We start from the raw sequence: 22,867 nt of genomic DNA, 5'->3' as shown, positions 1-22,867 counted from the left end.
CTCTCGGGAGGTTCAGGACGTCCGGCCCACTCTCGGGTGGGCCTTTTACGCTGGTCCAGCGAATATCGCGGTGTTAGCCTGCGCCGCGCGGGGGCCCGGCCCTCAGGCCCGCCGCGCACCCGTCGTCACCGGTTCCAGGAGGCCCCGATGTCAGCTCGTCCCGTCACGGTCGTCACGGGCGGCAGCCGGGGCATCGGCGCGGCCGCCTGCCTGCGGCTCGCCGCCGACGGCCACGACCTGGTGCTCGGCTACGCGCACGACCGGGCCGCCGCCGAGGACGTCGCGGAGCGCGTACGGGCGACCGGCGCCCGGTGCGTGACCGTACGCGGCGACACCTCCGAGGAGTGCGCGGTGGAGCGGCTCTTCGACATCGCCGGCGCCGAACTCGGAGCGGTCACCGGGCTGGTCAACAACGCCGGCGTGACGGGCCTGCCGAGCCGCCTCGCCGACGCCCGCACGGAGGACCTGAGGCGGGTGGTGGAGGTGAACCTGCTGGGGTACCTGCTGTGCTGCCGGCGGGCCGCCCGGGACATGGCGGAGAGCGGCGGCGGGGCCATCGTGAACGTCTCCTCCGCGGCGGCCACGCTGGGCAGCCCCGGGGAGTACGTGCACTACGCGGCCACCAAGGCGGCCGTCGACGCCCTCACGGTGGGCCTTTCCAAGGAACTCGGCCCGGACGGCATCCGGGTCAACGCGGTGGCGCCCGGCATCATCGAGACCGGGATGCACGCGGCGATGGGCGATCCCGACCGGCCCGCACGGGCGGCGGCGGGCATCCCGCTGGGCCGGGCGGGGCAGCCCGAGGAGGTCGCCGGGGCCATCGCCTGGCTGCTGTCGGCGGACGCCTCCTACACGACGGGCACGGTCCTGCGCGTCTCCGGCGGCCGGTGAGGGGCGCCGACGCCGTACGGAGCCGCCGCGGGAGCCGTCACGGGGCCGTCAGCCCGAAGGCCGCCCGGGTCGCCGGGCCGTAGATCCCGCGCGGATCGCCCTTGATGTCGCGGTCGCGCTGGAGCTGGGCCACGCCGCGCCGGGTCTCCTCGTCGTAGACACCGGTCTGCGAGACGTACGTGAACCCCTGTCCGAAGAGCCGCTCCTGGAGGTCGCTCACCTCCGGGCCGCGGTCCCCGGGGCGCAGCGTCCCCGACGGCTGACCCGGGGGCTTCTCGCCGGGCGCGCTCGGCCCCCGGCCGGACGGTCCCGTCGTGGGCGTCCCGGACGGCCGGGCCGCGGCCGAAGGGCTCCCCGCGGAGGCGGTCCCTCGGGCGGAGCCGGACGGTGCGGGCGACTCCGTACCGGTGGCGTCCTCGCCGGGCTCGGCGGACTCACCGGCTCCGGGGCTGCCCACGGGCAGCGCCGGCAGGGCGAGCCCGGGGTGTGCGGCGCCCGGGGCGGGCTCGGGTGCGGGGCCGCGCAGCAGGAACAGCAGCCCGCCCGCCGCGGCCGACGCGAGCAGCGCGAGGGCGGCCAACGGCAGCCGGCTCCGGCGCCGCCCGCTCCGTTCGCCGGCGTCCACTCCTGCCGGTCCCGGCGCAGGGGGCCCGGACGGCGCCGCGGCAGCCGCCGCCGGGGCCTCGGGCGGATCCAGCGGCCAGGGCGACGCACCGGCCGGCTCCGAAGGCCAGGGCGACACCACCGGACCGGACGCGACCGGACCGGATGCCACCGGACCGGACGATGCCGGACCGGATGCCACCGGACCGGATGTCACGGCAGCGGAAAGCGGCGGACCGGACGGTGCCGGGGCGGACGACGCGGCGTGAGCCGCCACCGCCCGGGGCGTGGGACGGGTGGGGGCCGCCTGATGGGTCGCGGGACCCGTGGGGGGCACGTAGGGGCGGACGAGCCGGCGGTCGGCGGACTCGGGGGCCCTCTCATCGGGGTGTGGGAACACGATCGTCTCCCGGCACGGTCGGGGGCCGGTGCGGCGGTGCGGTACCGGCCCCCGTCCCGCCGGTCAGGCCTCGCGCCGCCGGGCGGCCGGGGCCGTTCCCGCCCCCGCGGCGGGCGCGGTGGCGCCCCCGGTCGGGAACGGGACCGTCGTGTCCGCGCCGGTCGGCGCGGTACCCGCGTCCGGAGTGCCGGGCCCGTCGGCCACCGCGCCCCGGACGGGCGAACCGCCGAGGGCGGCCGGGGGGAGCGTGGAGCGGGCGGACATCGACATTCCAGGTCTCTCCGAAGTGCGGCTCATGTGGTGCCTCTTGAGCGGACTCTTTACCTCCGGGGGCGCTCCGGTCAAGCCGGGTGTCCGATCCGCCCCATCCTTCCCTTCTGCGCGGGACGGACCCGGCTCCCCGGCTCCGCCGACCGGTTGTCCGCGCGCTCGGGGACGCCTCCGTCGGGGCCGGGCCCCCGGCGGCCGTCCCGTCCCCGGAGGAGCGAGAACGCCACCGCCCCCGCGGCCGCCGCCATCAGGGCGGCCCCGCTCAACGGGGCGGCCGGCACCGCGATTCCGTCCACGGCGAGCCCGCCGACGAGCGCGCCCGCCGCGATCGCGAAGTTGAACATGGCCACCATCAGGGCGGAGGCGGCCTCGGCGGCCTGCGGCGCCGCCCTCAGCATCCAGCCCTGGAGGCTGACCGACACCCCGCCGTACGCCAGCCCCCACACGAACAGCAGGCCGGTCCCGGCGACGGCCCCCGGCAGCAGGGCGATCAGCGTCAGCGCCGCCCCCAGGGTGACGCTGACGGCCAGCAGCGTACGACGGGCGTCGCGCGGGCCGGCCAGGAAGTTGCCCGCGACCCCCGCGAGGCCGTAGCCGAGCAGCAGGGTGCTGACGTAGGAGGCGTCGATGCCGGAGACCTCCCGCAGGACGGGGCGGACGAAGGTGTACGCGGCGAACTGGCCGGTCACCACCAGGAAGGTGACGGTCACCCCGGCCCGGACCCCGCGGTCGCGGCGCAGCAGGACGGGGAGTTCGCGCGCGGTGACGCGGCGGGCGGTCGGCAGCGGCGGCAGCAGCAGGAGCAGGGCGGTGGCGGTGACGGCTCCGAGGACACCGACCGCCGCGAAGGCGGTGCGCCAGCCCCCGAGTTCGCCGAGCAGGGTCCCGGCCGGAACGCCGAGCACCGAGGCGGTGGGGACGCCGCCGAAGATCAGGGCCGTGGCCCGGGGGACGTGGTGCGGGGGCACCAGCCGGACCGCGAGACCGCCCGCGATGGCCCAGAACCCGCCGACGGCCACGCCGACGAGCAGGCGGGCGGCCAGCACCACCGCGAAGTCCGGGGCGAGCGCGGCCACGAGGTTGGCGACGGCCATCAGCGCGACCAGGACGCACAGCACGTGGCGCCGGTCGAGACGGGCCGCGCCGACGGCCACCAGGGGCGCGCAGAAGCCCGCGACGACCCCGGGGACGGTGACCATGAGGCCCGCCGTTCCCTCGGAGACGCCGAGGGCGGCGCCGACCGGGGTGAGGAGTCCGATGGGCAGCAGCTCGGAGGTGATCAGGCAGAAGATCCCGAGGGAGGCGGCCGACACGGCCGCCCATCCCCAGCGGGGCTCGGATCCGGGGCCGGGTTCCGGGCCCGGTTCGGGAACACTGGACGCGGCGGGTTCGGTCATGCTCGGCACTCCGTACGGCAGAAGGCGGGCGGACGGGTGAACGGGGCACGGCGGCACCAGGCTCCGGGGGTCGCGCCTCCCCCGCCGCCCGCACTGCCGTGCCGTGCCGATCGCGTTCGCGCCCCATTCTGCGACCGTCCGCGCCGGGTGCGGCCTCCCCGTGACGAATCGATTCGGCAACGGGGTGGCCCGCCCGTTGCGGCGCCCTCGCCCCCCGGGCCGCTTCACCCGGACGCGTGAGCCGTGGAACCGGGCCGCCCCGGACTACGGCATGGTGGTCGGATGCAGTTACGCCGGGCCGCCCTGCCCCTCTCCCTCCTCGCGCTCCTCGCGAGCGCCGGGTGCGTCTGCGTCACCCCGGAGTCCGGCGGTCCCGGCCCGGCGCGCGGCTCCGTCCCGCCCGTCGACGCCCCCGACGCGGCCGACGGACCCGACGGCTCCCCCGCCCACCGGGCCGCCGCGGTGCCGCCGGGCGGGTCCCTGCCGCTGCCGCTGGGCGAGATCCCCGAGGCTGACCCGACGCCCTCCCCGGCCGGGCCGGAGCCCGCACTCCCGCGCACGGTCCACCGGCCCGCCGAACGGCCCGCGAAGCCGGCGGCGCCCCGTCGGGTACGGCCGCCGGGGCCCGCGCCGCACGTGCCCCGGCCGGCGGCGCCGCGTACGCCGCGCGGGGAGGAGCTGTGCGCCGCGGCGGAGGGCGCGCTCCCGCCCGCGGTCGTCGACCTGTGCGTGCGCCAGTACGGGCGCTGACCCGGCCCCGCCTCCCTTGGACGGCCCCCACCAGGGGGTTCGCCCGGCACTCCCGGGGAGACTTGACCCTCACACCGTGTCAGGCCGTCCACTGGAGCACGTCATGTTCAGCATCGGAGATTTCGCCAAGCACGGCCGGGTGTCGGTCCGTATGTTGCGTCACTACGACGCCCTCGGACTGCTGCGTCCCGCACGTGTCGACCCCGTGACCGGCTACCGGTCCTACGAGGCCGGGCAGCTCGCCCGCCTCAACCGCGTCATCGCGCTCAAGGAGCTCGGCTTCAGCCTGGAACAGGTGGGGACGATCCTCGACGCGAAGGTGAGCGCGGAGGAGCTGCGCGGGATGCTGCGGCTGCGCCGCGCGGAGCTGGAGAGCGCCGCGGCCGAGGCCGCCGCCCGGCTCACGCAGGTCGAGACGAGGCTCCGGTCCATCGAGAACGAGGGAACCATGCCCACCGAAGAGATCGTCGTGAAGAGCCTGCCGCCGGTCCGCCTGGCGGAACTGACCGGGGTCGCCGCCAGCTACGCCCCGCAGGACATCGGGCCGGTCATCGGCCCGTTGTACGAGGACCTGTGCTCCCGGATCGAGCGCGCCGGGGTGGTCCCGACGGGTCCGGGCCTGGCCCACTACGAGCCCGCTCCCGGCGGCGAGCCGGGATCCGTCCTGGTGCACGCCGGGCTCCCGGTCGCCGCGGCCGTCCGCGCCGAGGACCTGGGCGCAGGGGTGCGGATCGTCGAACTGCCCGGGATCGAGCGGGCGGCGACCGTGGTGCACCGCGGCTCGATGGACGGGGTGCTGCCGACGGCGCAGGCCCTGGCCCGGTGGATCGACGCGAACGGCCACCGCTCGTCCGGATACGCGCGCGAGCTGAACCTGGACTGCCCCGAGGACCGGGACCTGTGGGTCACCGAGCTCCAGGAGCCACTGCTGCCCTGACCCCGCGGGCCGGGCCGGGTTTGACCCTGCCGCCGGCGGCAGGGTTGCACGATGACCGGCATGAACAGCGCGAGCAGCAGTCGGAGTACAGGCGGCACGGACGGCGCGGGCGGCACACAGCGTGCCGCGGCCCCCTCCGGGAAGGTCGTCGCCGTCACGGGCGCCGGCAGCGGCATAGGCCGGGCCACGGCCCGTGCCTTCGCCGCCGGGGGCGCCCACGTGGTGGCCGTCGGACGGCGCGCCGATCCGCTCCGGGAGACCGCGGCGGGGGACGACCGGATCACCGCGCTGCCCCTCGACATCACCGACGGGGACGCGCCCGAGCGGCTCGTAGCGGCCGTGGCCGGGAGGTACGGCCGACTGGACGTGCTGGTCAACAACGCCGGCATCGTGCGCGGCGGCGCCCTGGGCACTCTGACACCGGAGCTGATCGGCGCGCAGCTCTCGACCAACCTCGTGGCCCCCGTCCTGCTGGCGCAGGCCGCACTGCCGTTGCTGGAGGCGTCGGGCGGGGTGATCGTCAACGTCAGCACGTCGGTGGGACAGCGGGCCTGGCCCGGCAACTCGGTCTACGCGGCGACCAAGACCGCCCTGGAACTGCTCACCCGCAGTTGGGCGGTGGAGCTGGCGCCGCGCGGGATCCGGGTGGTGGCGGTGGCCCCGGGCGCGGTCGACACCCCCATCGGCGAGCACCAGGGGCTGACACCGGAGCGCAGGGCCTCGGTGCGGGACTGGCAGGTGGCGCACACCCCGCTGGGCCGGATCGGCCGTCCCGGGGAGGTAGCCTGGGCCATCACCCAACTCGCCTCGCCGGACGCGTCGTTCGTCACCGGTGTGGTGCTCCCGGTCGACGGCGGTGCGGTGGTGGCGTGAGGGAAGCGGTACGGGAAACGGTGCGGGAGGCGGGGGCATGCGGATCGGCGAGCTGGCTGGGGCGACGGGTACGACCGCCCGCGCCCTGCGCCACTACGAGCAGGCGGGGCTGATCTGCTCCGAACGGGCGCCCAACGGCTACCGCGTCTACGACGAGCGGGCCGTGGTGCGGGTCCGCAACATCCGCCACCTGCTGGCCGCGGGGCTCACACTGGACGACGTACGCGTGTTCCTGCCCTGCCTGGACGGGGACGTGGCCGCCGCGCCGCCCTCGGACAAGGGCCTGCGGGTGGCGCTGGACCGCCTCGCGGTCCTCGACCGGCGCATCGCGGCCCAGACCGAGGCCCGCGACCGGCTGGCGCACGTCCTCCGCGCGGCGACCGGCGAGCGGATCCGCCCGGTCGCCTGACCCCGGCGCGGGCGGCGTCCGCGCCCGCTCAGGCGGCGGGACGGCGCCGGCCGCGGACGTCGGCGCAGCGGCGGACCGTTTCCCGGCGGACGGTCCGCAGCCGCCGCACCGTGTCGTGGCCGCGGCGGCGCCATTCGGCGCGCGGCAGCCCGGCGCGCTGCCCGCCGCCGCTGATCAGGGCGTTGACCGGGACGTGCGGGTCGGCGGCCATCCCCTTGGCCACGAGCACGCCCACGACGAGCGGCACCAGGGCCACGGCCAGCGCGGAGCCCGCCGCGCCCACCTGCCGCAGGCGGGGGTGGGTCGCGGGGGCGGGGTCGGGGGCGGTCGCCGATGTCATGCCGTCATTCCAGCAGCGGCGCCGCGGCGGGGAATCGGCGCGCATACTCAGGCCGTTGCGCACGATGTACTCAGAAGGGGTGGTGCGGGGTGCCGGACGCGGAGCGGGAGCGGGGCTTCGAGCCCTCGGGGGGCGACGGCCCGGAGGCCGACGGCGGCCCGGCGCGGGCGGCGGAGCTGCGCACCGCGTACGAGGGGCTGCTGCGGATCCGGCGCCTGCTCGGGGGCCGGGAGGACGTGCCCGCGCCGTGGGAGCTGCGGCTGATGCCGCGCGCGGTGGCCCTGGTGCTGGAGGCGGCCGGGTTCCCGCCGTCGGCGGTGGACGCCCGGGGGCGGCGCTGCCGGTCGGGCTACCGGGTGGCGCCGTCCGGCACCGGCACGGGCCGGGTCGAGGTGAGCTGGCCGGGGCCGCCCGGGGGCGGGGCGGCACAGGAGGAGCGGGAGCGGCTGACGGCCTGCGCGGCGGAGCTGGAACGGCACGGCTGGGAATGCCTGCTGTACCGGGGCCCGCGGGGCCGGCGCTTCCTGGAGGTGGAACCCGCGCACCGGCCGCCGGACCGACCCGCGGGCTGACCGCGGCACCGCGCGGAGGGGCGCGGAGGGGCGCGGAGGGGCGCGGAGGGGCGCGGAGGGGCGCGGAGGGGCGCGGAGGGGCGCGGACCCCGACGGGTCCGCGCCCCCTGCCGTTGCGGCCGTCCCGGTGCTACGGCGCGCCGAAGGTCAGGGTCAGCCGAGGCGTCCCCTCGTTCGCGGCGGCTTCCGAGGACCACAGCCACAGCGCGTCCGTCCCGGCGCTGGTGAGCGCCAGGCCGTAGGAGCCGCCGAGCGCGCCCGCGAGCGCCGCCGTGTCCAGACCGGCGGTGTGGACCGCGGACCCGTCGGGGACGCCGGGGAAGGTGCCGAGCGCCGTGGCGCCCAGGCCCGGACGGTTGTTGTACGTGGTCCCGGCCTCCGACCACGCTCCGGTCACCGGGACCACCGAGACGGTGTCCGTGGTCCCGGCGCCCGCCATGGTGCTGGTCTTGACGCTCAGCGTGGCCGACTTGAGCACGGTCCCGGCGGGCGCGGCGGGCAGGCCGAAGCGCAGGTAGCTCGTGTACAGGGAGGTCCCGCGCACCGCGAGGGAGCCGGAGGTGCCGTAATTGCCGTCCGGGGCGCCCGCGTTGGCGTACGTGTCCTCGGACGCGGTGACCTGGAGGACCGTGTCGGCCGGGGCGGAGGCGAGGGTGTAGTGGTTCTGCACCTGCGCCGCGCTCAGGACGCCCGGGTAGACGGCGGTCTCGTCGATCAGACCCGCGAAGTGCTCGCTCGTGGGGCGGTCCGGCCAGCCGCCGAGGCCGTCGAAGCCGACCCGCCAGTAGCCGGTGAAGTTCTCGTGCGTGGTGACGTTCAGCGTGCCCTTCTGCGCGCCGTCCACGTACAGGGTCATCCCGCCGGGACCCTGGGTGGCGACGACGTGGTGCCACTTGTCGTCGTTGTAGGAGGCGGCGGTGGTGATGGTGCGGGTGGCGCCGGTGTAGACGCCGTAGACCAGCCGCCCGTCATTGGTCATGTAGACGTGCTTGTCGTACTGACTGCTGCCGTTGATCTGCTGGTTGCCGAAGCCGACCAGTTTCCCGCCCTGGGTGGTGCCCGTCCTGAACCAGGTCTCGATGCTGTAGGTGCTGCCGACGTTCTGCCGACGGTCCCCGTAGACGTGGGCGTTCGTGCCGTTGAAGCCGATCGCCGTGCTCGCGCCGCCGACCGCCCCCGGGGACTGGCGCAGTGCCGGGGCGTTCTGGTGCACGCCGGCCTGGTTGCCGTCGGAGGAGTCCGCGACGTACGGCAGGGACGATTCGTCGTAGCGCCAGTAGAGCTGGGCGCCGTCCGCGCGGACCTGGCTCGGGTACGCGTCCGCCGACGTCGGGACGGTCACGCTCACGGTGCCCGAGGGGGCGCTGACGTTCCCCGCGGCGTCCGTGGCCGTGACCCGGTAGGTGTAGGACTGGCCGGCCTGGGCGGTGGTGTCGGTCCAGGAGGCCTGCGGGCGTTTGAAGAACAGCGAGTCCGCGGTGACCGTGCCGATCGGGGTGGCCGCGCCGTTGCGGTAGATCCGGTAGGTCAGGGCACTGTCGTCCAGGTCGAGGCTGGTGCGCCAGCGCACCTGGACCTCGCCGGGCCGGAAGGCCGCCGCGCTCGCCACGGGGGTGGTGGGCGCGCCCGTGTCGTCGGTGGAGGAGAAGTGCGTCAGGCTCTGCTGCGCCGCACCGTTGACGGTGGTGAACTCCCCGCCGACCCACAGGTAGGGCGTGCTCGCCTTGGAGCCGACGGTCATCACGCGCGGGCCGATGCCCTCGCCGATGCCGTCGTTGGTGTCGGGGGCCCAGCCCAGCTTGCCGACGCTGGTGGTCGGCTGGGCGAGGAGGTGGTGGCGCTGGCCGTCGGGGTACTCGCCGACGCTGGAGCAGTCGTGCGCGTGCGAGGCGCTGTAGAGCACGCTCCGGTACGGCAGGACGGCCTGGGTGGCGCCCAGGCAGGTGTCGCGCCAGCGCTGGTTGAAGTCGGACAGGTTCAGGGCGATGCGGCCGTCGAAGACGCCGCCGCCGGTGCCTTCGTTGGCGGTGTAGAAGCCGGTGGCGTCGGTGGCGATGTCCTTGACGACGGAGTTGGTCTCGATGAAGCCCGGGTAGGTCTTGGTGAGGGCCCCGCTGGCGGCGTCGACGACGGCCAGGGCGTGGGTGTTCGTACCGTTGACGGTGAAGAAGTCCCCGCCGAGCAGAACGTTTCCGCCGTCCGGGGTGACCTCCACGGCGCGGCCCGGGTCGTCGGCGTCGGCCCTGAAGGGGCGCAGCGCGCCGTCGGTCGCGCCGACCGCCGCGAAGCGCTGGCGGGGCTGGCCGGCGACGGTGAGGAAGTCGCCGCCCGCGTACACGGTGTCGTCGGTGACGGCGATGGCGCGGACGGTGGCCGCGAAGGCGGGCCGGAAGGACTGGTTCACGGTGCAGGTCGCCACGTCGATGGCGGCGATGCTGGAGACCGGGGTGCCGTTGACCGCGCCGAAGTAGCCGCCCGCGTAGAGCGTCTTCTTGTCCGGGGAGAGGGTGAGCGCGCGGACGGTGGCGGTGCCGCTGCCGATGGTGAACGACAGGTCGCAGGAGGTGGGGGCGCCGGTCGCGGCGTCGAAGGCCGCGAAGTTCACCGCCGGTCTTTCGGTGCCCCCGCCGCCCGCGGGCGGGCGCACGGTGGAGAAGGTGCCGCCGACGAAGACGGTGCCGCCGGCCTCTGCGAGGGCCCAGACGACCCCGTTGGGCTGCCAGGTGGGCAGTGGATCGGCGGTGAAGGCTACGGGCGGGGTGATGGCCGCCGCCTGCGGGACGAGGCCGAGGCCGACGGCCGCGCCGGAGCCGGCCAGGGACAGGGCGAGAGCGGCCGCCAGCCCTCTGGATCTACGCATGGACCCCCCAGTTCGGTGTACGTGGGTACTGCGCTGCGCGTGCGCCGCGCGGGAGGCGCGGCACACCGACGTACGGCCGGGCCCGGCGGACGGGCGCACGGCCGTGCGTACGGGCGCACCCTAGGACGAATCGGCGGGCCGGTCATCCGACTTGACCCATCGGATGCCGAACGGACCGGCGGGCCGGGCCGCCCGGGGTGCTGCGGCCCGGCCCCCGGGATAGGCTGAAAAAGGACGCCCAGGCCCCGGGGCCGCCGTACGCGGACCGGATCCCGTGAGGCCCCGCACACGGCCGCGCCGACGGTGCGCGCCACCGGTGGGCGTCCGCTCATCGACCCGATGCTTCCCCAGCCGAGGAGGGAACGCATGAATCGGCACGCTCGCTACGCACTGCTCACCCCACTCCTGGTGTCCGCCGTCGCCATGCCGTCCACGATGGCCCGTGCGGCGGTGGCGTCGTCGGCCCCCGCTGCGGTTCCCCAGGCGGCCTGCGCGCTGGTGGCGGCGCCCAATACCAATCCCCAGGAGTTCGACCTCACGCTGACCGGCTTCAGGTCCAACCAGAGCGTCCGGATCACCGGCCCGGAGAAGTTCACCCTCACCACCGACGGGGCGGGCGCCGCAACGAACGAGGACGTCAAGAAGGGCACTTACAACGCGACGGTCCAGGGGAACAACCAGGGCAAGAGGACGATCACCTGCGGCAAGCCGGCCAGGACGACCACGACCGCCGTCCGCGTCTCCGACGTGGACATCACGGGTGCGTCGACCACCCCTGCTTCCGTCGACTGCACGGTGGCACAGAACGTCACCTTCACGGGCAAGGTCGCGGGTAGCGGCACCGGAGACGTAGACCTGCAATGGACCGGCAGCAGCGGCAAGAACAGCAATCCGACACTGAAGTTCACCGGCCCGGAGACGGCCGCGCCTTCGTTCGTCGTCAGGTCCACCCCCCGCACGAAGGCCGCGGACCCCGCACCCGTCGTGTCGGCCACCCTGCTCGCGGGCAAGGCGCAGGACTTCTTCGTGTTCACGCTCAAGTGCAACCCCTGAACCCGGCGCGCGGCACGTCGCCTAACCTTCCTGCATGATCGTTGCGAACGGACCCGTCCAGCTGGTGATCTTCGACTGCGACGGGGTTCTCGTCGACAGCGAGCGCATCGCCGCCCGTGTGCAGGTGGCCCTCGGTGAGCGGCTCGGCTGGCCGCTCACCGAGGACGAGGTGGTGAGCCGCTTCATAGGCCGCTCCAGCGCCTCCGTACGGGAACAGGTGGCCGCCCGGCTCGGGGACCGGGCGGCCCACGAGTGGGACGAATCCTTCGCCCGCATGCACGCCGAGGCCGTGGACGCGGGCCTCGCCCCGGTCGACGGCCTGCCCGAGGCGCTCGACCGGATCACCCTGCCCACCTGCGTCGCCTCCAGCGGGTCCCACGAGAAGATGCGGCACACCCTGGGCCGCACCGGCCTCTACGACCGTTTCGCGGGCCGCATCCACAGCGCCACCGAGGTGCCGCGCGGCAAGCCGGCCCCGGACCTGTTCCTGTACGCCGCCGCCCGCATGGGGGTCGACCCGTCGGCCTGCGTGGTCGTCGAGGACAGCCGGCCGGGCGTCGAGGCGGCCCGCGCGGCCGGCATGCGCTCCCTGGGCTACGCGGGCGGCCTGACCCCCGCCTCGGCCCTCGCCGGAGCGGGCACGACGGTCTTCACCGACATGCGCGAACTGCCCGCCCTGCTGGGGGAGGTGTGAACCTGCGCGAGCGCAAGCGGCTGTCCGGTCTGCTCGTCGGGGCGGCCGCGCGCGGTGACGCGCCCCGGGTGGCGGCGCTGCTGCGCTCCGGCGCCCCGGCGGCCGCGGCCGACTCCGAGGGCACCACCGCCCTGTACGCGGCCGCCGTCGCCGGTGCGGAGCGAGCGGTCAGGGACCTCCTCGCGGGCGGCGCCGACCCGGACGCCCAGAGCGGCGGGCCCACCGACGGCACCCCGCTGTGCGGGGCGGCCGCCTGGGGGCACGCCGCCGCGGTCGCGGCACTGCTGGCGGGCGGCGCCGACCCCGCGCTTCGGGAGGACGACGGCGAGGGCCCGACCCCGCTGGAGTGGGCGCTGCGCGGCGGGCACGCGGAGACGGCCCGGCTGTTGCGCGCGGCGGGTCCGTCCGGGGGCTGAGGCCCCCGGACGGACCGCGTTCAGGCGGCCGGCAGGGTCCGGCACAGGAGGGCCGCCGGGGAAGGGCGGGAGCCGACGCGCGTGGTGAAGGCGATGCCCGCCGCGTACTCGGTCGGCAGGCACTGCCCCTTGTAGTGCCCGGAGGCGAAGTCGCCGCCCGCGGCGCCCTCCGGCCGGTTGTCCCCGCGGTCGAACCAGACCGTGCGCCCGCCGTCCGTCGGCAGTGCGCCGCGGGCCGGGGCGCACAGGGCCGCCGAGACCCGCTCGCCCCGCTCGCTGTACCCGATGAGGAACTGCCCCGCCGGGCACTGGAACTTGGTGTAGCCGCCGGCCCAGTCGCCGCCCGCGGGGACGTACGCCTCGTCACGGACCACCGTCTGGCCGCCGGCCGGGGCGCGCAGGTCCGAGGTGGAGCACAGGCCGTACCCGCCCGTGTGGCTCAGGCCCGCCAGGCGGGCACCGTCGGGGCAGACCGCCTTGCGGGCACCGACGTCCCAGTCCCCGGCCGCGCGGGTGCGCAGCGAGGCGACGTGGTCGCGGTGGGAGGTGTCCAGCTGGTACCAGGCGGGGCCGGCGGGGACCGGCCCGGTGCGGCCGGGGGCGGTCGCGAGGGCCGTCCACGGGGTGGTGCGCCAGTCGGCGGCGTCGAGGACCCCGGTGCGGCGGCCGGTGGCGTCGTAGCGGAGCATCGCCCAGCTGTCACCGCCCGGGGCGCCCTGTGCGGTGGTGCTCCAGCCGACGAGGGGCCAGTAGGCGAAGTCTGCGTCGGAGGCGGCGAGCTCGCCGGTGAAGTTCTGGAACCAGGCGCGCGGGACGGCTCCGCTCTCGTCCGCGCCGATGCCGAACTCGCTGATCCAGACGGGGGCGGTGAAGTGGGTGCCCGTCTCGGCGGAGACGAAGAAGGCCTGGTCGTAGAGGGTCTGCCGGAGTTGGGCGGGGGTCATGTCCTGGTAGCGGAGGTCGTGGGTCTCGCCGAGGCCCGTCGCGCCGCTGTGGTGGGGGCCGGTGTACCCGTAGAAGTGGGCCGAGTAGACCAGCTTGCCGGAGACGACGAGGGTGTGGGACAGGGTGCGGACGGGTGTGAGGGTGGGCCGGCCGTGCGGGAGGCCGTCCAGGGGGATGCCCGTCCAGTTGATGCCCTCGATGACGATGAGCAGGTTGGGGTTGGCCTCGGTGAGGATCCGGTCGGCGGCCTCCTGGGAGGCGGCCTGCCAGTCGTGGGCGTCGCCCAGGCCCCAGTTGGGGTCGTCCCAGGTGTCGCGGCGGACCTCGTTGTAGAGGTCGGCGCCGACCACGCGCGGGTTGTCGCGGTAGCGGCGGGCGAGGAAGACCCAGTCGTCGGCCCATTGGGCGGTGGAACGGCCGCTGTTCCAGCGTTCGTTGCCGTCGAGGCCGCAGCACCAGCGGGTGGTGCCGGTGTGGTTGTTCAGGATGACGGCGAACCCGGCGTCGGTGAGGGCGCTCACGACGGCGTCGTAGACCTGGAGCGGGGTGCGGCCGCGCAGGGCCGGGTTGGCGGCGACGGCGGAGTCCGGGACGGGAGCGGCCGTGTGCAGCATCTCGTTGGAGAAGGGCAGCCGGACGCTGTTGAGCCCGAGCGCGCGGAAGTCGGCGAGCAGGGTGGGCAGCGCGACCCGGTCCAGGCCGAGCGGTATGCCGTGGGAGTCCTGGCCCGCGTGGTGGGTGGCCGGGTCGTTCCGGTCTCCGGAGCCGCTCCAGGAGCCCTGGGCGCCGTCCCAGTTGCCGGAGCGCAGGCGGAAGCGCTCGCCCCGGGCGTCCACTATGTAGCGGCCCCGGGTGGAGAGCGGGGGCGTCCAGGCGGCGTCGGCGGCCGCGGGCGGCGCGGCCTCCGGCGCGGGTGGGGGTGCGGGCGCGGCGACGGCGGGAAGGGCCCCGCCCGCCAGGAGCAGCACGCTCAGCACCACCCGTAGAAGGCTCTTCATGTCGGCTCCCGCCGGCTCCGGCCGCCCCGGTCCGGGCGGCTGCGGCGCACAAGTTACCGGTCGGTCGTGTCACAGGGAAGGCTTCGGCGGCCCCGCTCCGGAGCCCCGGAGCCGTCAACCCGGGCGGGTCCGCGCCACCCCTCCCCACGGGCCCTGCCCGGCAAAACCGCCCCGCGCGGGCCCGCCTCCCCCTACGGTGCACCCAGGGGACGGGCGCGCGTACCGGAGGGTGGGGCTGATGGACGACGAAGAAGACATGCGGCTGGCGAGGATGACACCGGAGATTTCCCGCCGGACCCTCGCGATGCTGCGCGGGCTCGCCGGGCTGGAGCCCCCGGAGCAGGTACCGGAGGAGGCCATGGTCGTCGCGGACGCGATCCTCGCCGAGCACGGCACCGACGGGCTGCGCGTGCTGGTGATGACGCTGGCCGCCTGGGCGACCGCACAGATCGAGAACGTCGCGGAGCTGAGCCGGCGCAGCCACGAGGCGGTGCTCGACGCGATGGAGCTGGCCTGCCTGGAGGCCAACGCCGAGGAGTAGCCGCCGGACTCCACCGGAAGGGTTTCCTCCGGCGGGTCGCGGGCGACGCTCCGGAACAGGGGTGCGCCACCCCGGGCGGTGGCGGGCGACCGACCGTACCGGCCGCCGCGGCACCGGGCCGCGGCATGCCGTGATCCGGGCCGGGGTCGGCGACACTGGGGAGACCAGCAGGTTGCGGGGGGTCGTGATCGGAGGCTGTCGTGAGCACACCTTCCCCCATCCGCATCGCCGCCGTCCTGTCCGCCGAGCACCGCGGGCGGCTGATGTCCCACGCGCGCGAGGTCAATTTCCCCGAGGGCGCGAGGCTCTTCGACGAGGGCGGCCCGGCGCGGTCCTTCTGGATCGTCCGCTCGGGCACGGTGACCCTGGAGATCCCCCTGCCCGGCCGCAACCGGCCGGCGCCCGTCGAGAGCCTGGGACCCGGGGAGCTCGTGGGCTGGTCCTGGCTGTTCCCGCCGTACGTGTGGCAGCTGAGCGCCGAGGCGATGACCCCGGTACGCGCCTACGAGTTCGACGGCGAGACGGTACGGCTGCTCATGGACGCCGACCCGGCCTTCGGCTCGGCCGTGGGGCACTGGGTCGGACGGGTCCTCGCCGTGCGGCTCCACCAGACCAGGACCCGGCTGCTGGACCTCTACGCCCCCCGCACGGGGGCCACCCGCTGACCGGCCCGAGCTCCGCGGTCGCCGTGCCAACCCCTTTCCGGGGGGTGTGTTCAGCCGATTCGGCGGTCCGCTCCCCCACAGGTCACGACGGGTGCCGTCGCTGCGGACTGCACACATGCGCTCACGATCGGTGACGAGAAACAGCGGTACGAACGGGCGTTCACGCTCCGGATCGGCAAGACTCCCGTCCGTTATCCGAAACACCGAGCCGAGGAGTGTTCGAAATGCGGTCCATCACCAGGAGCCTGGGACTGGCTTCCGGAGCAATGGCGCTCACCGCCCTCACCGCGCTGGCCGGCACCGGAGCCGCCGACGCGGCTCCGTCCGGTGCGCAGAGCATGTACGCGCCGTCCGCGCTCGTGGTCAGCGTGACGGCCGGACCGGACGCCGCCCACGGTACGGTGCTGCGGGCGGTGACGCTGGTGTGCGCGCCCCGGCCGGGCGGCACCCACCCCGACCCCGCCGCCGCCTGCTCCGAGTTGAAGGCGAACGGCCCCGCCCTGGACGCCCTCACCGCGCCCCGGCCCAACGTCAGGTGCACCAGGGAGTGGGACCCGGTGACGGTCACCGCCGACGGCGTGTGGCAGGGGCGCCGGCTGAGCTACACCTACACGTTCGCCAACCCGTGCGGCCTGCACGCCAGCACCGGAGTGCTGTTCGGCGTCTGAGCCCCGGGTCCCGGCCGGGCCCCCTCCCCCCGGTGCGCCGGGCGGCGCCGTGCGACCGCCGTCCGGCCCCGCGCCGCGGCGGCCCGGCCCTCAGCCCAGTTCGAGACTGGTGACCCCGTACAGTCCGGCCGTATCCACATCGGGCGCCGGGCCGGTGTACATGCGGGCCGTCTCGAACGACGGGAGCAGCCCGAGCCCGGCCAGCAGGGTGGCCGCGGCGGGGTTCACGTCGGGCGCGTCCACCGCGACCTCCCCTCCGGGGGCGTACCCGGCGAGCCCCCGCACCAGGGCGGCGGCCACCTCCGGGGTGGCCGCGTAGAGCGGACCGATCCGGGAGGCCGCCCCGCACGGCCGGATCACGCCGAGGCCCTCGATCCGCCCGTCGCGGACGGCCGCGAGGGCGGTCCGGCCGGGCAGGGCGGTCCAGGCGGAGAGGAACGCGTCGCGGGGCGCCGGGAAGAACCGGCGGTCGTAGGCGGCGAGCCGGTCGAACGGCAGCGAGGCCGCGTCGACGGTCCGCACGGCGCCGTCCTCCCCGCCGGCGTCCGGGACCCCCTCGAAGCGGATGTTCGTCCAGGCGGAACGGAATCCGGACTTGCGGTAGTTGGCCTGCTGCTCCACCACCCCGTCGAGGCCGGTGAGCCGGCCGGCCAGCCGCTCCGTCGCCGCGTTCCACAGCCGCAGGCCGTACCCCCGGCCGCGCTGGTCGGGGCGGACGATGTAGAAGCCGATGAACCCGTACGAGGTGCCGTAGCGCACGGCGGAGACGCAGGCCACCGGATCCCCGTCGAGGCGTCCGACGAGGAAGCCCTCCGGATCGGCCACCGCGAAGGCGAAACGGTCGCTGTCGCCCGGGTTCCAGCCTTCCGCCTCGGCCCAGCCGCGCAGCAGTTCCATGTCGGCGGCGCTCGCGCCGCCGATCTCGAATCCCGTCATGTCCGGTGTTGTACCAGACCGCGGGGGGCGCCGCAGCAGGGCCTGACCGGCCGTCAGGAGCCCGGCCCGCACGCGGCAAATGGGGTCGCGGGCCGGAGCGGCGCCCGCGTAGGGTCGGCGCATGGGAAAGCCGCTCGTCGCAGTGTTCAGTGGGGCAGGGATGTCCACCGATTCCGGGATCCCGGACTACCGGGGGCCGCAGGGTCTGTGGAGGCGTGAGCCGGACGCCGAGAAGCTCGTGACCTACGAGTACTACATGGCCGATCCGGAGATCCGCCGGCGCTCCTGGCTGATGCGCGCCGAGGTCTGGGCCTCCGCGCCCCGGCCCAACGCGGCACACCTGGCCGTCGCCGAGCTGGAACGCGGGGGCACCCCGGTGCGCGTGGTCACACAGAACGTGGACGGGCTGCACCAGCTCGCCGGGATGCCGGCGCGCAAGGTGTTCGAGCTGCACGGGTCGGCCCGGTCGGTGGTCTGCACCGGCTGCGGTGCCCGGACCGGGCTGGAGGAGGCGCTGGCCCGGGTCTCCGCCGGGGAGCCGGATCCGGCCTGTCTGACGTGCGGCGGAATCCTGAAGACGGCGACCGTGATGTTCGGGGAACGGCTCGATCCCGAGGTCCTGGCGCAGGCCGTGGCCGTGGCCAAGGGCTGCCGGGTCTTCATCGCCGTCGGTACGACCCTCCAGGTCCAGCCCGCCGCCTCGCTGGCCGGGATGGCGGCGGAGGCGGGGGCCCGTCTGATCATCGTGAACGCGGAGGAGACCCCGTACGACGCCCTGGCCGACGAGATCGTCCGCGAACCGATCGGCACCGCCCTCCCGTCCCTGCTGGCCCGCATCGCGGCGGGCTGAGACGACCGCCCCCGCGGCCCGCCCGGAGGTTCAGCCCCCGTCGGCGGCCCGGCGCATGGCGGTGGCGTCGAGTTTCTTCATCTTCATCATCACGGCGGTGGCGCGGGCCGCACGGGCCGGGTCCGGGTCGGCCACCAGGTCGATGACGCCGGGCGGGATGACCTGCCAGGACACGCCGAAGCAGTCCTTGACCCAGCCGCAGGCGCCCTCCTCGCCGCCGCCCTTCGTCAGGGCGTCCCAGTAGTAGTCGGCCTCCGCCTCGTCCTGGCAGTGGATCTGGAAGGAGATGGCCTCGGTGAAGGGGAACTGGGGGCCGCCGTTGAGGCCGATGAACTTCTGGCCGTTGATCTCGAACTCGACGACCATCACGTCACCGGCCCGGCCGGGCCCGGCCTCGTTGTAGCGGGCGGTCCTGCCGCGCCGGCCGTCCTTGAAGACCGACAGGTAGTGGTCGGCGGCGGCCTCCGCGTCGCCGTCGAACCACAGGCACGTGGTGAAACCGGTACTGGCCATGACTGCCTCCCTGCGAGGGGTGGGGTGCGGCGGCTGCCGTCCCCCACCTACAGACAGGTCCCGCGCCCCGAACTCATCGGTGGGCGCGGGACCGGTCCGTACTTCCACCCGTACGGGCTACATCGCGAGCATCCGGTCCACGACGCGGGCGGCGGCGTGGCCGTCGTCCAGGTCGCAGAACTCGGCGCGGAACGCCGCCCGCGCCCCCGCGTACTCGGCGCCCACCGCGTCCGAGTCGCGCACGGCGGCGATCAGGCTCGGCGAGTCCGCCAGGAGCGGTCCGGGGGCCTTGGACTCCAGGTCGAAGGTGAAGCCGCGCAGCGTGTCGCGGTAGTGCTCCAGGTCGTACGTGAACAACAGGATCGGCCGGTCGGTCAGCGCGAAGTCGAAGAGCGCGGAGGAGTAGTCCGAGATCAGCACGTCGGCGACGAGCAGCAGGTCGGTGGTGTCGGGCCAGCGGGAGACGTCGACGACGAAGCCGTCGCGCACGCCCTCGCGGACCTGTTCGCCCACCTTGTGGTGGCCGCGCACCAGCAGGACGTGGTCCTCGCCGAGCTCGCGGCGGGCCGCGTCCAGGTCGATCCTCAGGTCGAGCTTGTACCCGCCGGTCCAGCCGAGGCGGTTCTCGCGCCAGGTGGGCAGGTAGAGGACGACCTTCTTGCCGTCCGGCAGGCCGAGCCGGCGTCTGACCTCGGCGATCCGTGCCGCGTCGGGGCGCACCAGGGCGTCGGTGCGCGGGCTGCCGGCCTCGATGACCTCGCCCTGGTAGCCGAGGGCCCGCCGGAGGATGGGCGTGGCGTACGAGCTGGGGGAGGCGAGCAGCGACCACTGGGCGCTGTCGTGCTGCAGCCCCTCCAGCACCTCGGGGCTGGTGTAGTAGTCGTGCGTGAAGTCGTAGCCGATCTGCTTCAGCGGCGTCCCGTGCCAGGTCTGTACGACGGTCTGGCCGGGGCGGCGGGAGAAGGTCGGCGGAACGCTGTCGTTGACGACGTAGTAGCGGGCGCGGGCCAGGACCTCCCAGGCCTCCATGCTGTCGTACTGGACGGCGCGCGCGGTCGGCGGCACCTCGGCGCGGCCGTCGCGCACCAGCCAGACGTGTTCCAGCTTCTCGCCGCGGCGCAGCAGCTCCTCGTGGACGGCGCGGGGCGAGTCACCCGCGCCGTTCCCCTTGAAGGTGTCGTAGACGACCATGTCCTTGACCGGCAGGGCGCGCTGCGCGGGGTAGGTCACGTCGCGGGCGACGCGCTGGGCGTAGTGCGAGCGGTCGTGCGGGCTCAGGACCGGGTCGCAGACCAGCGCCATCCGGTCGTGCAGGCGGGCTTCGACGCGCATGCGGCGGCCGAGGACGGTGATGGCGTGCGGTCCGGAGGTCAGGACGGGCGCCACGAGCTGGACGGGCGCGCCGCGGTCGACGCCGAGCAGGCCGGCGGTGGATCCGCCCTGGGCCGCCGGGCGCAGCGTGGGCCACCAGCGGCCCTGCGGGAGGCTGGTGCGGCCGGCGTAGGGCTCGGGGAGCACGGGCTCGAAGGAGGCCTCGAAGCGGTCGCCGTCCCGGGTGACGGGGTAGCTGAACTCCATGCCGTACTGGTTGTGCAGGACGAGCTCGTACGGTTCGCCGGCGGTGCTCGCGGGCGCGCGGAAGGTGCCCCCGAGGGTGAGGACGCCCTCCTGGGCGGTGACCGTGTCGACCAGCGGCGGGGAGGCCTGGACGGAGAGGATCAGGTGGCCGGTCATTCCGCGCTTGGCGAAGACGGTGCGCTCGGCGGGATCGCCGGGGATCGGGGCGACCAGGCTGGTGAAGCCGCCGCGCTCGTCGTGGGCGAGGGGGTGGCGGGTTCCGTCGGCGCGGACCACGGAGAGGTTCCACGGCCGGGGACGCCATCCGCCGGCCTGTCCCCCGCTGTCGGGTACCTCGCCCAGGACGGCGAGCGGCACGGTGACGGTGAAGGGGATCCGGCCGCCGGGGCGGGCCGCGGAGGTGGTGAGCGGGAAGGTGAGGGTGGTGCCGGCCTGCGTGGCCTGCAAGGTGGCGTCGGTGCCGGCCTCGGCGGCGAGCTCGCCGGTGAGCTCCAGGGCGTCGTCGCCGGTGGCGCGGACGTCCAGGACCCGGGCGCGGACGATCTCGACCTGGACGGTGAGGACACCGGAGACGGTCGGCAGGATGCGCACGTCGGGGGTGGCCCAGTACGGCGGCGGGGTGAGTCCGCTGTCGTGTTCGCCGCCCTTGAGACGGGCGCGGTGCAGGCCCCCGGCGCCGGTGACGGCGATGGAGGTGGACCATATGCCCTCGCGCCACTTGCCGCCCGACTGGAAGACGGTGGGGTCGACGACGGCGCTGAAGCCGGCCCAGTCCGCGTGCCGCAGGGCGAGGTGCGGGCTGTTGACGGTGGCCATCGGGGAGGCGACGGTGCGGGTGTTGACGACGGTGCGCCGGCGCTTGCCGTTCTCACGGAAGATCAGCATCTTGCGGGAGCCCAGGCGGCTCTCCGCGCCCATGTGGCCGGGCAGGGCGTAGCCGCGCAGCAGCAGCTTGCCGTCGCTCCAGGCGACCTGCTCCACCCGGCTCACGACGCGGCGCTCGCGCGGGCCGAGGGTGAGCAACTTGGCCGGGACGGGCGCCTTGAGGAAGGGGTAGTCGGCCTGCGGGCGGGCCAGTCCCTTGACCGGAACGCTGTAGGTGAAGTCCTTCTGGTGCTGGACGAGGGCGATGAACTCCTCGACACGGCCTTCGCGGGCCAGGTAGGCCTTGAGCCGGTCGGCGACGGTGAGGTCGCTCCAGGGTTCGGTGCCGATCTCCCGGATGAGGCCGCCGACCTCCTTGACGAAGGCGGCGCGGAACTCGGGACCGGCCTCGCCGACGTACTTGTAGATGAGGGGGAGTTCCTCGCTCAGCACGTTGCGGTCGTAGTCGCGCAGGTAGCGGGCGTACTTCTCGCCCTGCTTGCCGAGGAGGGCCTCGCGGACCAGGCGGACGGAGGTCACGCGGTCGGTGAGGGAGACCGGGTCGGTGGCGCGCTGGGTGATGGAGCGCTCGCCGGTCTCGCGGACCCGCCAGTGGTAGACGACGTCGCCGATCACGTCGACGCTCTTGGCGAAGTAGTGGGCGGGGATGCTGACGGGAGCGTCCTCGTAGAGGATGCCCTCCGGGTACGCGAAGCCGTGCTCTTCCCAGAAGCTGCGCCGGTAGACCTTGTTCCACGCGGTGCGGTCGGTGACCAGCGCCGGGAACTTGGAGATGTGGGTCTTCAGCCGGGTGTTCGCGAATGCGATCCGGTGGCCCCAGGACTGCTGCATGCCGACGGATCGGAAGCGGCGGACGTTGCCGCCCGCGAAGTCGGAGCCGGTCTTGTCGAGGGCCGCGATCAGCTTCTCGTAGGCGTACGGCGGCATGGTGTCGTCGCTGTCCACGAAGGCCACGTACTCGGTGCCCTCGGCGAGGTGGCGGAAGCCCACGTTCCGGGCGGCACCGAGACCCGCGTTCTTCTGGAGGACCACCCGGAACCGTTGGTCACGCTCCGCGAAGTTCTTCGCGATGACGGCGCTCGCGTCCGTGGACCCGTCGTCGACGATCACGACCTCGAAGTCGTCGAACGTCTGAGCTGCGATGGACTCCAAGCACTCGTCGAGGTAGAGCTCGACGTTGTAGACAGGTACGACGATGCTCAGGCGCGGGGGCATGGGTGGCAGGTTCTCCAGCGTTTTTTGCTTTGTCGATGAGTTAATGATCAGCTGATTACAGCATCTTACTCTGTAACAGGATGATAAAGTCCGCCCATCCCGGACATATCAGTGGGGGCCGCCGGGGCGGACGGCAAAGAATTCGACCGCCCGCCACCGCGCCGTCACGACCCCTCGGGTGCCTCAGATCTCCAGCTCGGCCTCGATCTTCCTCAGCTGGTGCCGCGCCATCGCGAGATTCGCCCGTCCCCGGTCGAGGGCCAGGTAAAGGAAGAAGCCGCTGGAGCCCCTCGCCTTCATCAGCCGGATCAGGTGGTACTGACTGCCGAGAGTGATCAAGATGTCCTCGATCTCGTCGTTCAGCCCCAGCATCTCCATCGTGCGGACCTTCGCGCGGACCACGTCGGTGTTGCCGGCGGCGGCGACCGAAAGGTCCAGGTCCTTGCTGCCTCCGATGGTGCCGAGGGCCATGCCGCTGCCGTAGTCCACGAGGGCCGCGCCGAGCGCCCCGTCGATGGTGGTGGTGGCTTCCTTGAGGGCGGTTTCCACGTTGGCCATGGGGGTTCCTCTTTCTGCTGTCGCTTGTCCGTTGTGCGTGAGGGTCTGAC

Annotated in this window: 23 protein-coding genes; 13 read left to right on the top strand and 10 right to left on the bottom strand. The window is 74.6% G+C overall.

The window, feature by feature from the left end:
* The first annotated feature begins 147 nt into the window (after nucleotides 1-147).
* Nucleotides 148-891, top strand: a complete 744-nt coding sequence (locus tag OG295_RS32450; protein WP_371680186.1) for an SDR family NAD(P)-dependent oxidoreductase — start codon at nucleotides 148-150, stop codon at nucleotides 889-891.
* A 37-nt stretch (nucleotides 892-928) separates the two neighbouring features.
* Here OG295_RS32450 and OG295_RS32445 read toward each other — a convergent pair whose 3' ends face one another.
* The 3 genes from OG295_RS32445 to OG295_RS32435 form a co-directional block, all read right to left on the bottom strand.
* Complete coding sequence (locus OG295_RS32445; protein WP_371680184.1) at nucleotides 929-1,516, bottom strand: peptidoglycan-binding protein; 588 nt, start codon at nucleotides 1,514-1,516, stop codon at nucleotides 929-931.
* A gap of 441 nt (nucleotides 1,517-1,957) precedes the next feature.
* Nucleotides 1,958-2,191, bottom strand: a complete 234-nt coding sequence (locus tag OG295_RS32440) for a hypothetical protein (protein WP_371680183.1) — start codon at nucleotides 2,189-2,191, stop codon at nucleotides 1,958-1,960.
* A gap of 44 nt (nucleotides 2,192-2,235) precedes the next feature.
* Nucleotides 2,236-3,561 (bottom strand): MFS transporter, encoded by a 1,326-nt coding sequence (locus OG295_RS32435; protein WP_371680182.1) that lies wholly within the window; start codon nucleotides 3,559-3,561, stop codon nucleotides 2,236-2,238.
* 282 nt (nucleotides 3,562-3,843) lie between these two features.
* Here OG295_RS32435 and OG295_RS32430 point away from each other — a divergent pair, with 282 nt between their 5' ends.
* The 4 genes from OG295_RS32430 (at nucleotide 3,844) to OG295_RS32415 (ending at nucleotide 6,530) form a co-directional block, all read left to right on the top strand.
* Nucleotides 3,844-4,311 carry a hypothetical protein gene (locus tag OG295_RS32430; RefSeq protein WP_371680181.1) on the top strand — a complete coding sequence of 156 codons (468 nt, stop codon included), beginning with the start codon at nucleotides 3,844-3,846 and terminating at the stop codon, nucleotides 4,309-4,311.
* Nucleotides 4,312-4,414: 103 nt separating this feature from the next.
* Nucleotides 4,415-5,248 carry a MerR family transcriptional regulator gene (locus tag OG295_RS32425; protein ID WP_371680180.1) on the top strand — a complete coding sequence of 278 codons (834 nt, stop codon included), beginning with the start codon at nucleotides 4,415-4,417 and terminating at the stop codon, nucleotides 5,246-5,248.
* A 60-nt stretch (nucleotides 5,249-5,308) separates the two neighbouring features.
* Nucleotides 5,309-6,121 carry an SDR family NAD(P)-dependent oxidoreductase gene (locus OG295_RS32420; RefSeq protein WP_371680179.1) on the top strand — a complete coding sequence of 271 codons (813 nt, stop codon included), beginning with the start codon at nucleotides 5,309-5,311 and terminating at the stop codon, nucleotides 6,119-6,121.
* A gap of 37 nt (nucleotides 6,122-6,158) precedes the next feature.
* Entirely contained in the window at nucleotides 6,159-6,530 is a 372-nt protein-coding gene (locus OG295_RS32415; RefSeq protein ID WP_371680178.1) for a MerR family transcriptional regulator, read from the top strand.
* A gap of 28 nt (nucleotides 6,531-6,558) precedes the next feature.
* Here the strand turns inward: OG295_RS32415 and OG295_RS32410 are convergent, their stop codons facing one another.
* Nucleotides 6,559-6,870, bottom strand: a complete 312-nt coding sequence (locus tag OG295_RS32410; protein WP_371680177.1) for a hypothetical protein — start codon at nucleotides 6,868-6,870, stop codon at nucleotides 6,559-6,561.
* Between the two features lie 89 nt (nucleotides 6,871-6,959).
* Here OG295_RS32410 and OG295_RS32405 point away from each other — a divergent pair, with 89 nt between their 5' ends.
* On the top strand, nucleotides 6,960-7,442 hold the full coding sequence (locus OG295_RS32405; protein ID WP_371680176.1) for a hypothetical protein: 483 nt from the start codon (nucleotides 6,960-6,962) through the stop codon (nucleotides 7,440-7,442).
* 130 nt (nucleotides 7,443-7,572) lie between these two features.
* On the opposite strand, the gene OG295_RS32400 is transcribed toward OG295_RS32405, so the two are convergent.
* Nucleotides 7,573-10,302 (bottom strand): DNRLRE domain-containing protein, encoded by a 2,730-nt coding sequence (locus OG295_RS32400; protein ID WP_371680175.1) that lies wholly within the window; start codon nucleotides 10,300-10,302, stop codon nucleotides 7,573-7,575.
* A gap of 366 nt (nucleotides 10,303-10,668) precedes the next feature.
* Here OG295_RS32400 and OG295_RS32395 point away from each other — a divergent pair, with 366 nt between their 5' ends.
* Genes OG295_RS32395 through OG295_RS32385 form a run of 3 tightly spaced genes read left to right on the top strand, consistent with a single transcriptional unit; the run spans nucleotide 10,669 to nucleotide 12,465 of the window.
* On the top strand, nucleotides 10,669-11,355 hold the full coding sequence (locus OG295_RS32395; RefSeq protein ID WP_371680174.1) for a hypothetical protein: 687 nt from the start codon (nucleotides 10,669-10,671) through the stop codon (nucleotides 11,353-11,355).
* Nucleotides 11,356-11,389: 34 nt separating this feature from the next.
* Nucleotides 11,390-12,049 (top strand): HAD family hydrolase, encoded by a 660-nt coding sequence (locus OG295_RS32390; RefSeq protein ID WP_371680173.1) that lies wholly within the window; start codon nucleotides 11,390-11,392, stop codon nucleotides 12,047-12,049.
* Entirely contained in the window at nucleotides 12,046-12,465 is a 420-nt protein-coding gene (locus OG295_RS32385; RefSeq protein ID WP_371680172.1) for an ankyrin repeat domain-containing protein, read from the top strand. Before OG295_RS32390 ends, OG295_RS32385 begins: the two co-directional genes overlap by 4 nt.
* A 20-nt stretch (nucleotides 12,466-12,485) precedes the next feature.
* Here the strand turns inward: OG295_RS32385 and OG295_RS32380 are convergent, their stop codons facing one another.
* On the bottom strand, nucleotides 12,486-14,408 hold the full coding sequence (locus OG295_RS32380) for a glycoside hydrolase family 5 protein (protein WP_371680171.1): 1,923 nt from the start codon (nucleotides 14,406-14,408) through the stop codon (nucleotides 12,486-12,488).
* Nucleotides 14,409-14,646: 238 nt separating this feature from the next.
* On the opposite strand from OG295_RS32380, the gene OG295_RS32375 reads away from it, so the two are divergent.
* The 3 genes from OG295_RS32375 to OG295_RS32365 all read left to right on the top strand — a co-directional run bounded on the left by OG295_RS32375 (nucleotide 14,647) and on the right by OG295_RS32365 (nucleotide 16,282).
* Nucleotides 14,647-14,949 (top strand): hypothetical protein, encoded by a 303-nt coding sequence (locus OG295_RS32375; protein ID WP_030231436.1) that lies wholly within the window; start codon nucleotides 14,647-14,649, stop codon nucleotides 14,947-14,949.
* Nucleotides 14,950-15,149: 200 nt separating this feature from the next.
* The gene (locus tag OG295_RS32370; RefSeq protein WP_371680170.1) at nucleotides 15,150-15,614 is read left to right on the top strand and encodes a Crp/Fnr family transcriptional regulator; all 465 of its coding nucleotides are present in this window, start codon (nucleotides 15,150-15,152) and stop codon (nucleotides 15,612-15,614) included.
* Nucleotides 15,615-15,838: 224 nt separating this feature from the next.
* The gene (locus OG295_RS32365; protein WP_371680168.1) at nucleotides 15,839-16,282 is read left to right on the top strand and encodes a subtilase-type protease inhibitor; all 444 of its coding nucleotides are present in this window, start codon (nucleotides 15,839-15,841) and stop codon (nucleotides 16,280-16,282) included.
* Between the two features lie 90 nt (nucleotides 16,283-16,372).
* Here the strand turns inward: OG295_RS32365 and OG295_RS32360 are convergent, their stop codons facing one another.
* Nucleotides 16,373-17,218, bottom strand: a complete 846-nt coding sequence (locus tag OG295_RS32360; RefSeq protein WP_371680167.1) for a GNAT family N-acetyltransferase — start codon at nucleotides 17,216-17,218, stop codon at nucleotides 16,373-16,375.
* Nucleotides 17,219-17,339: 121 nt separating this feature from the next.
* Between OG295_RS32360 and OG295_RS32355 the strand changes: the two genes are divergently transcribed.
* Nucleotides 17,340-18,068, top strand: coding sequence for an NAD-dependent deacetylase (locus OG295_RS32355; RefSeq protein ID WP_371680166.1), 729 nt, complete (start codon nucleotides 17,340-17,342; stop codon nucleotides 18,066-18,068).
* A 30-nt stretch (nucleotides 18,069-18,098) separates the two neighbouring features.
* Here the strand turns inward: OG295_RS32355 and OG295_RS32350 are convergent, their stop codons facing one another.
* The 3 genes from OG295_RS32350 to OG295_RS32340 all read right to left on the bottom strand — a co-directional run bounded on the left by OG295_RS32350 (nucleotide 18,099) and on the right by OG295_RS32340 (nucleotide 22,817).
* Complete coding sequence (locus OG295_RS32350) at nucleotides 18,099-18,581, bottom strand: VOC family protein (RefSeq protein WP_371680165.1); 483 nt, start codon at nucleotides 18,579-18,581, stop codon at nucleotides 18,099-18,101.
* A 117-nt stretch (nucleotides 18,582-18,698) separates the two neighbouring features.
* A complete protein-coding gene (locus tag OG295_RS32345; RefSeq protein WP_371680164.1) occupies nucleotides 18,699-22,259 on the bottom strand; it encodes a CDP-glycerol glycerophosphotransferase family protein in 3,561 nt (1,186 codons plus the stop codon).
* A gap of 183 nt (nucleotides 22,260-22,442) precedes the next feature.
* Nucleotides 22,443-22,817: a hypothetical protein gene (locus tag OG295_RS32340; protein ID WP_266836800.1), complete on the bottom strand. Its 375-nt coding sequence runs from the start codon at nucleotides 22,815-22,817 to the stop codon at nucleotides 22,443-22,445.
* Nucleotides 22,818-22,867 lie beyond the last annotated feature (50 nt).

Source organism: Streptomyces sp. NBC_01276 (assembly GCF_041435355.1).
In the GTDB taxonomy this organism is placed as follows: Bacteria; Actinomycetota; Actinomycetes; order Streptomycetales; family Streptomycetaceae; genus Streptomyces.
The sequence above is the reverse complement of the archived record's forward strand: the minus strand, read 5'-3'. Positions and strand labels throughout refer to the sequence as shown.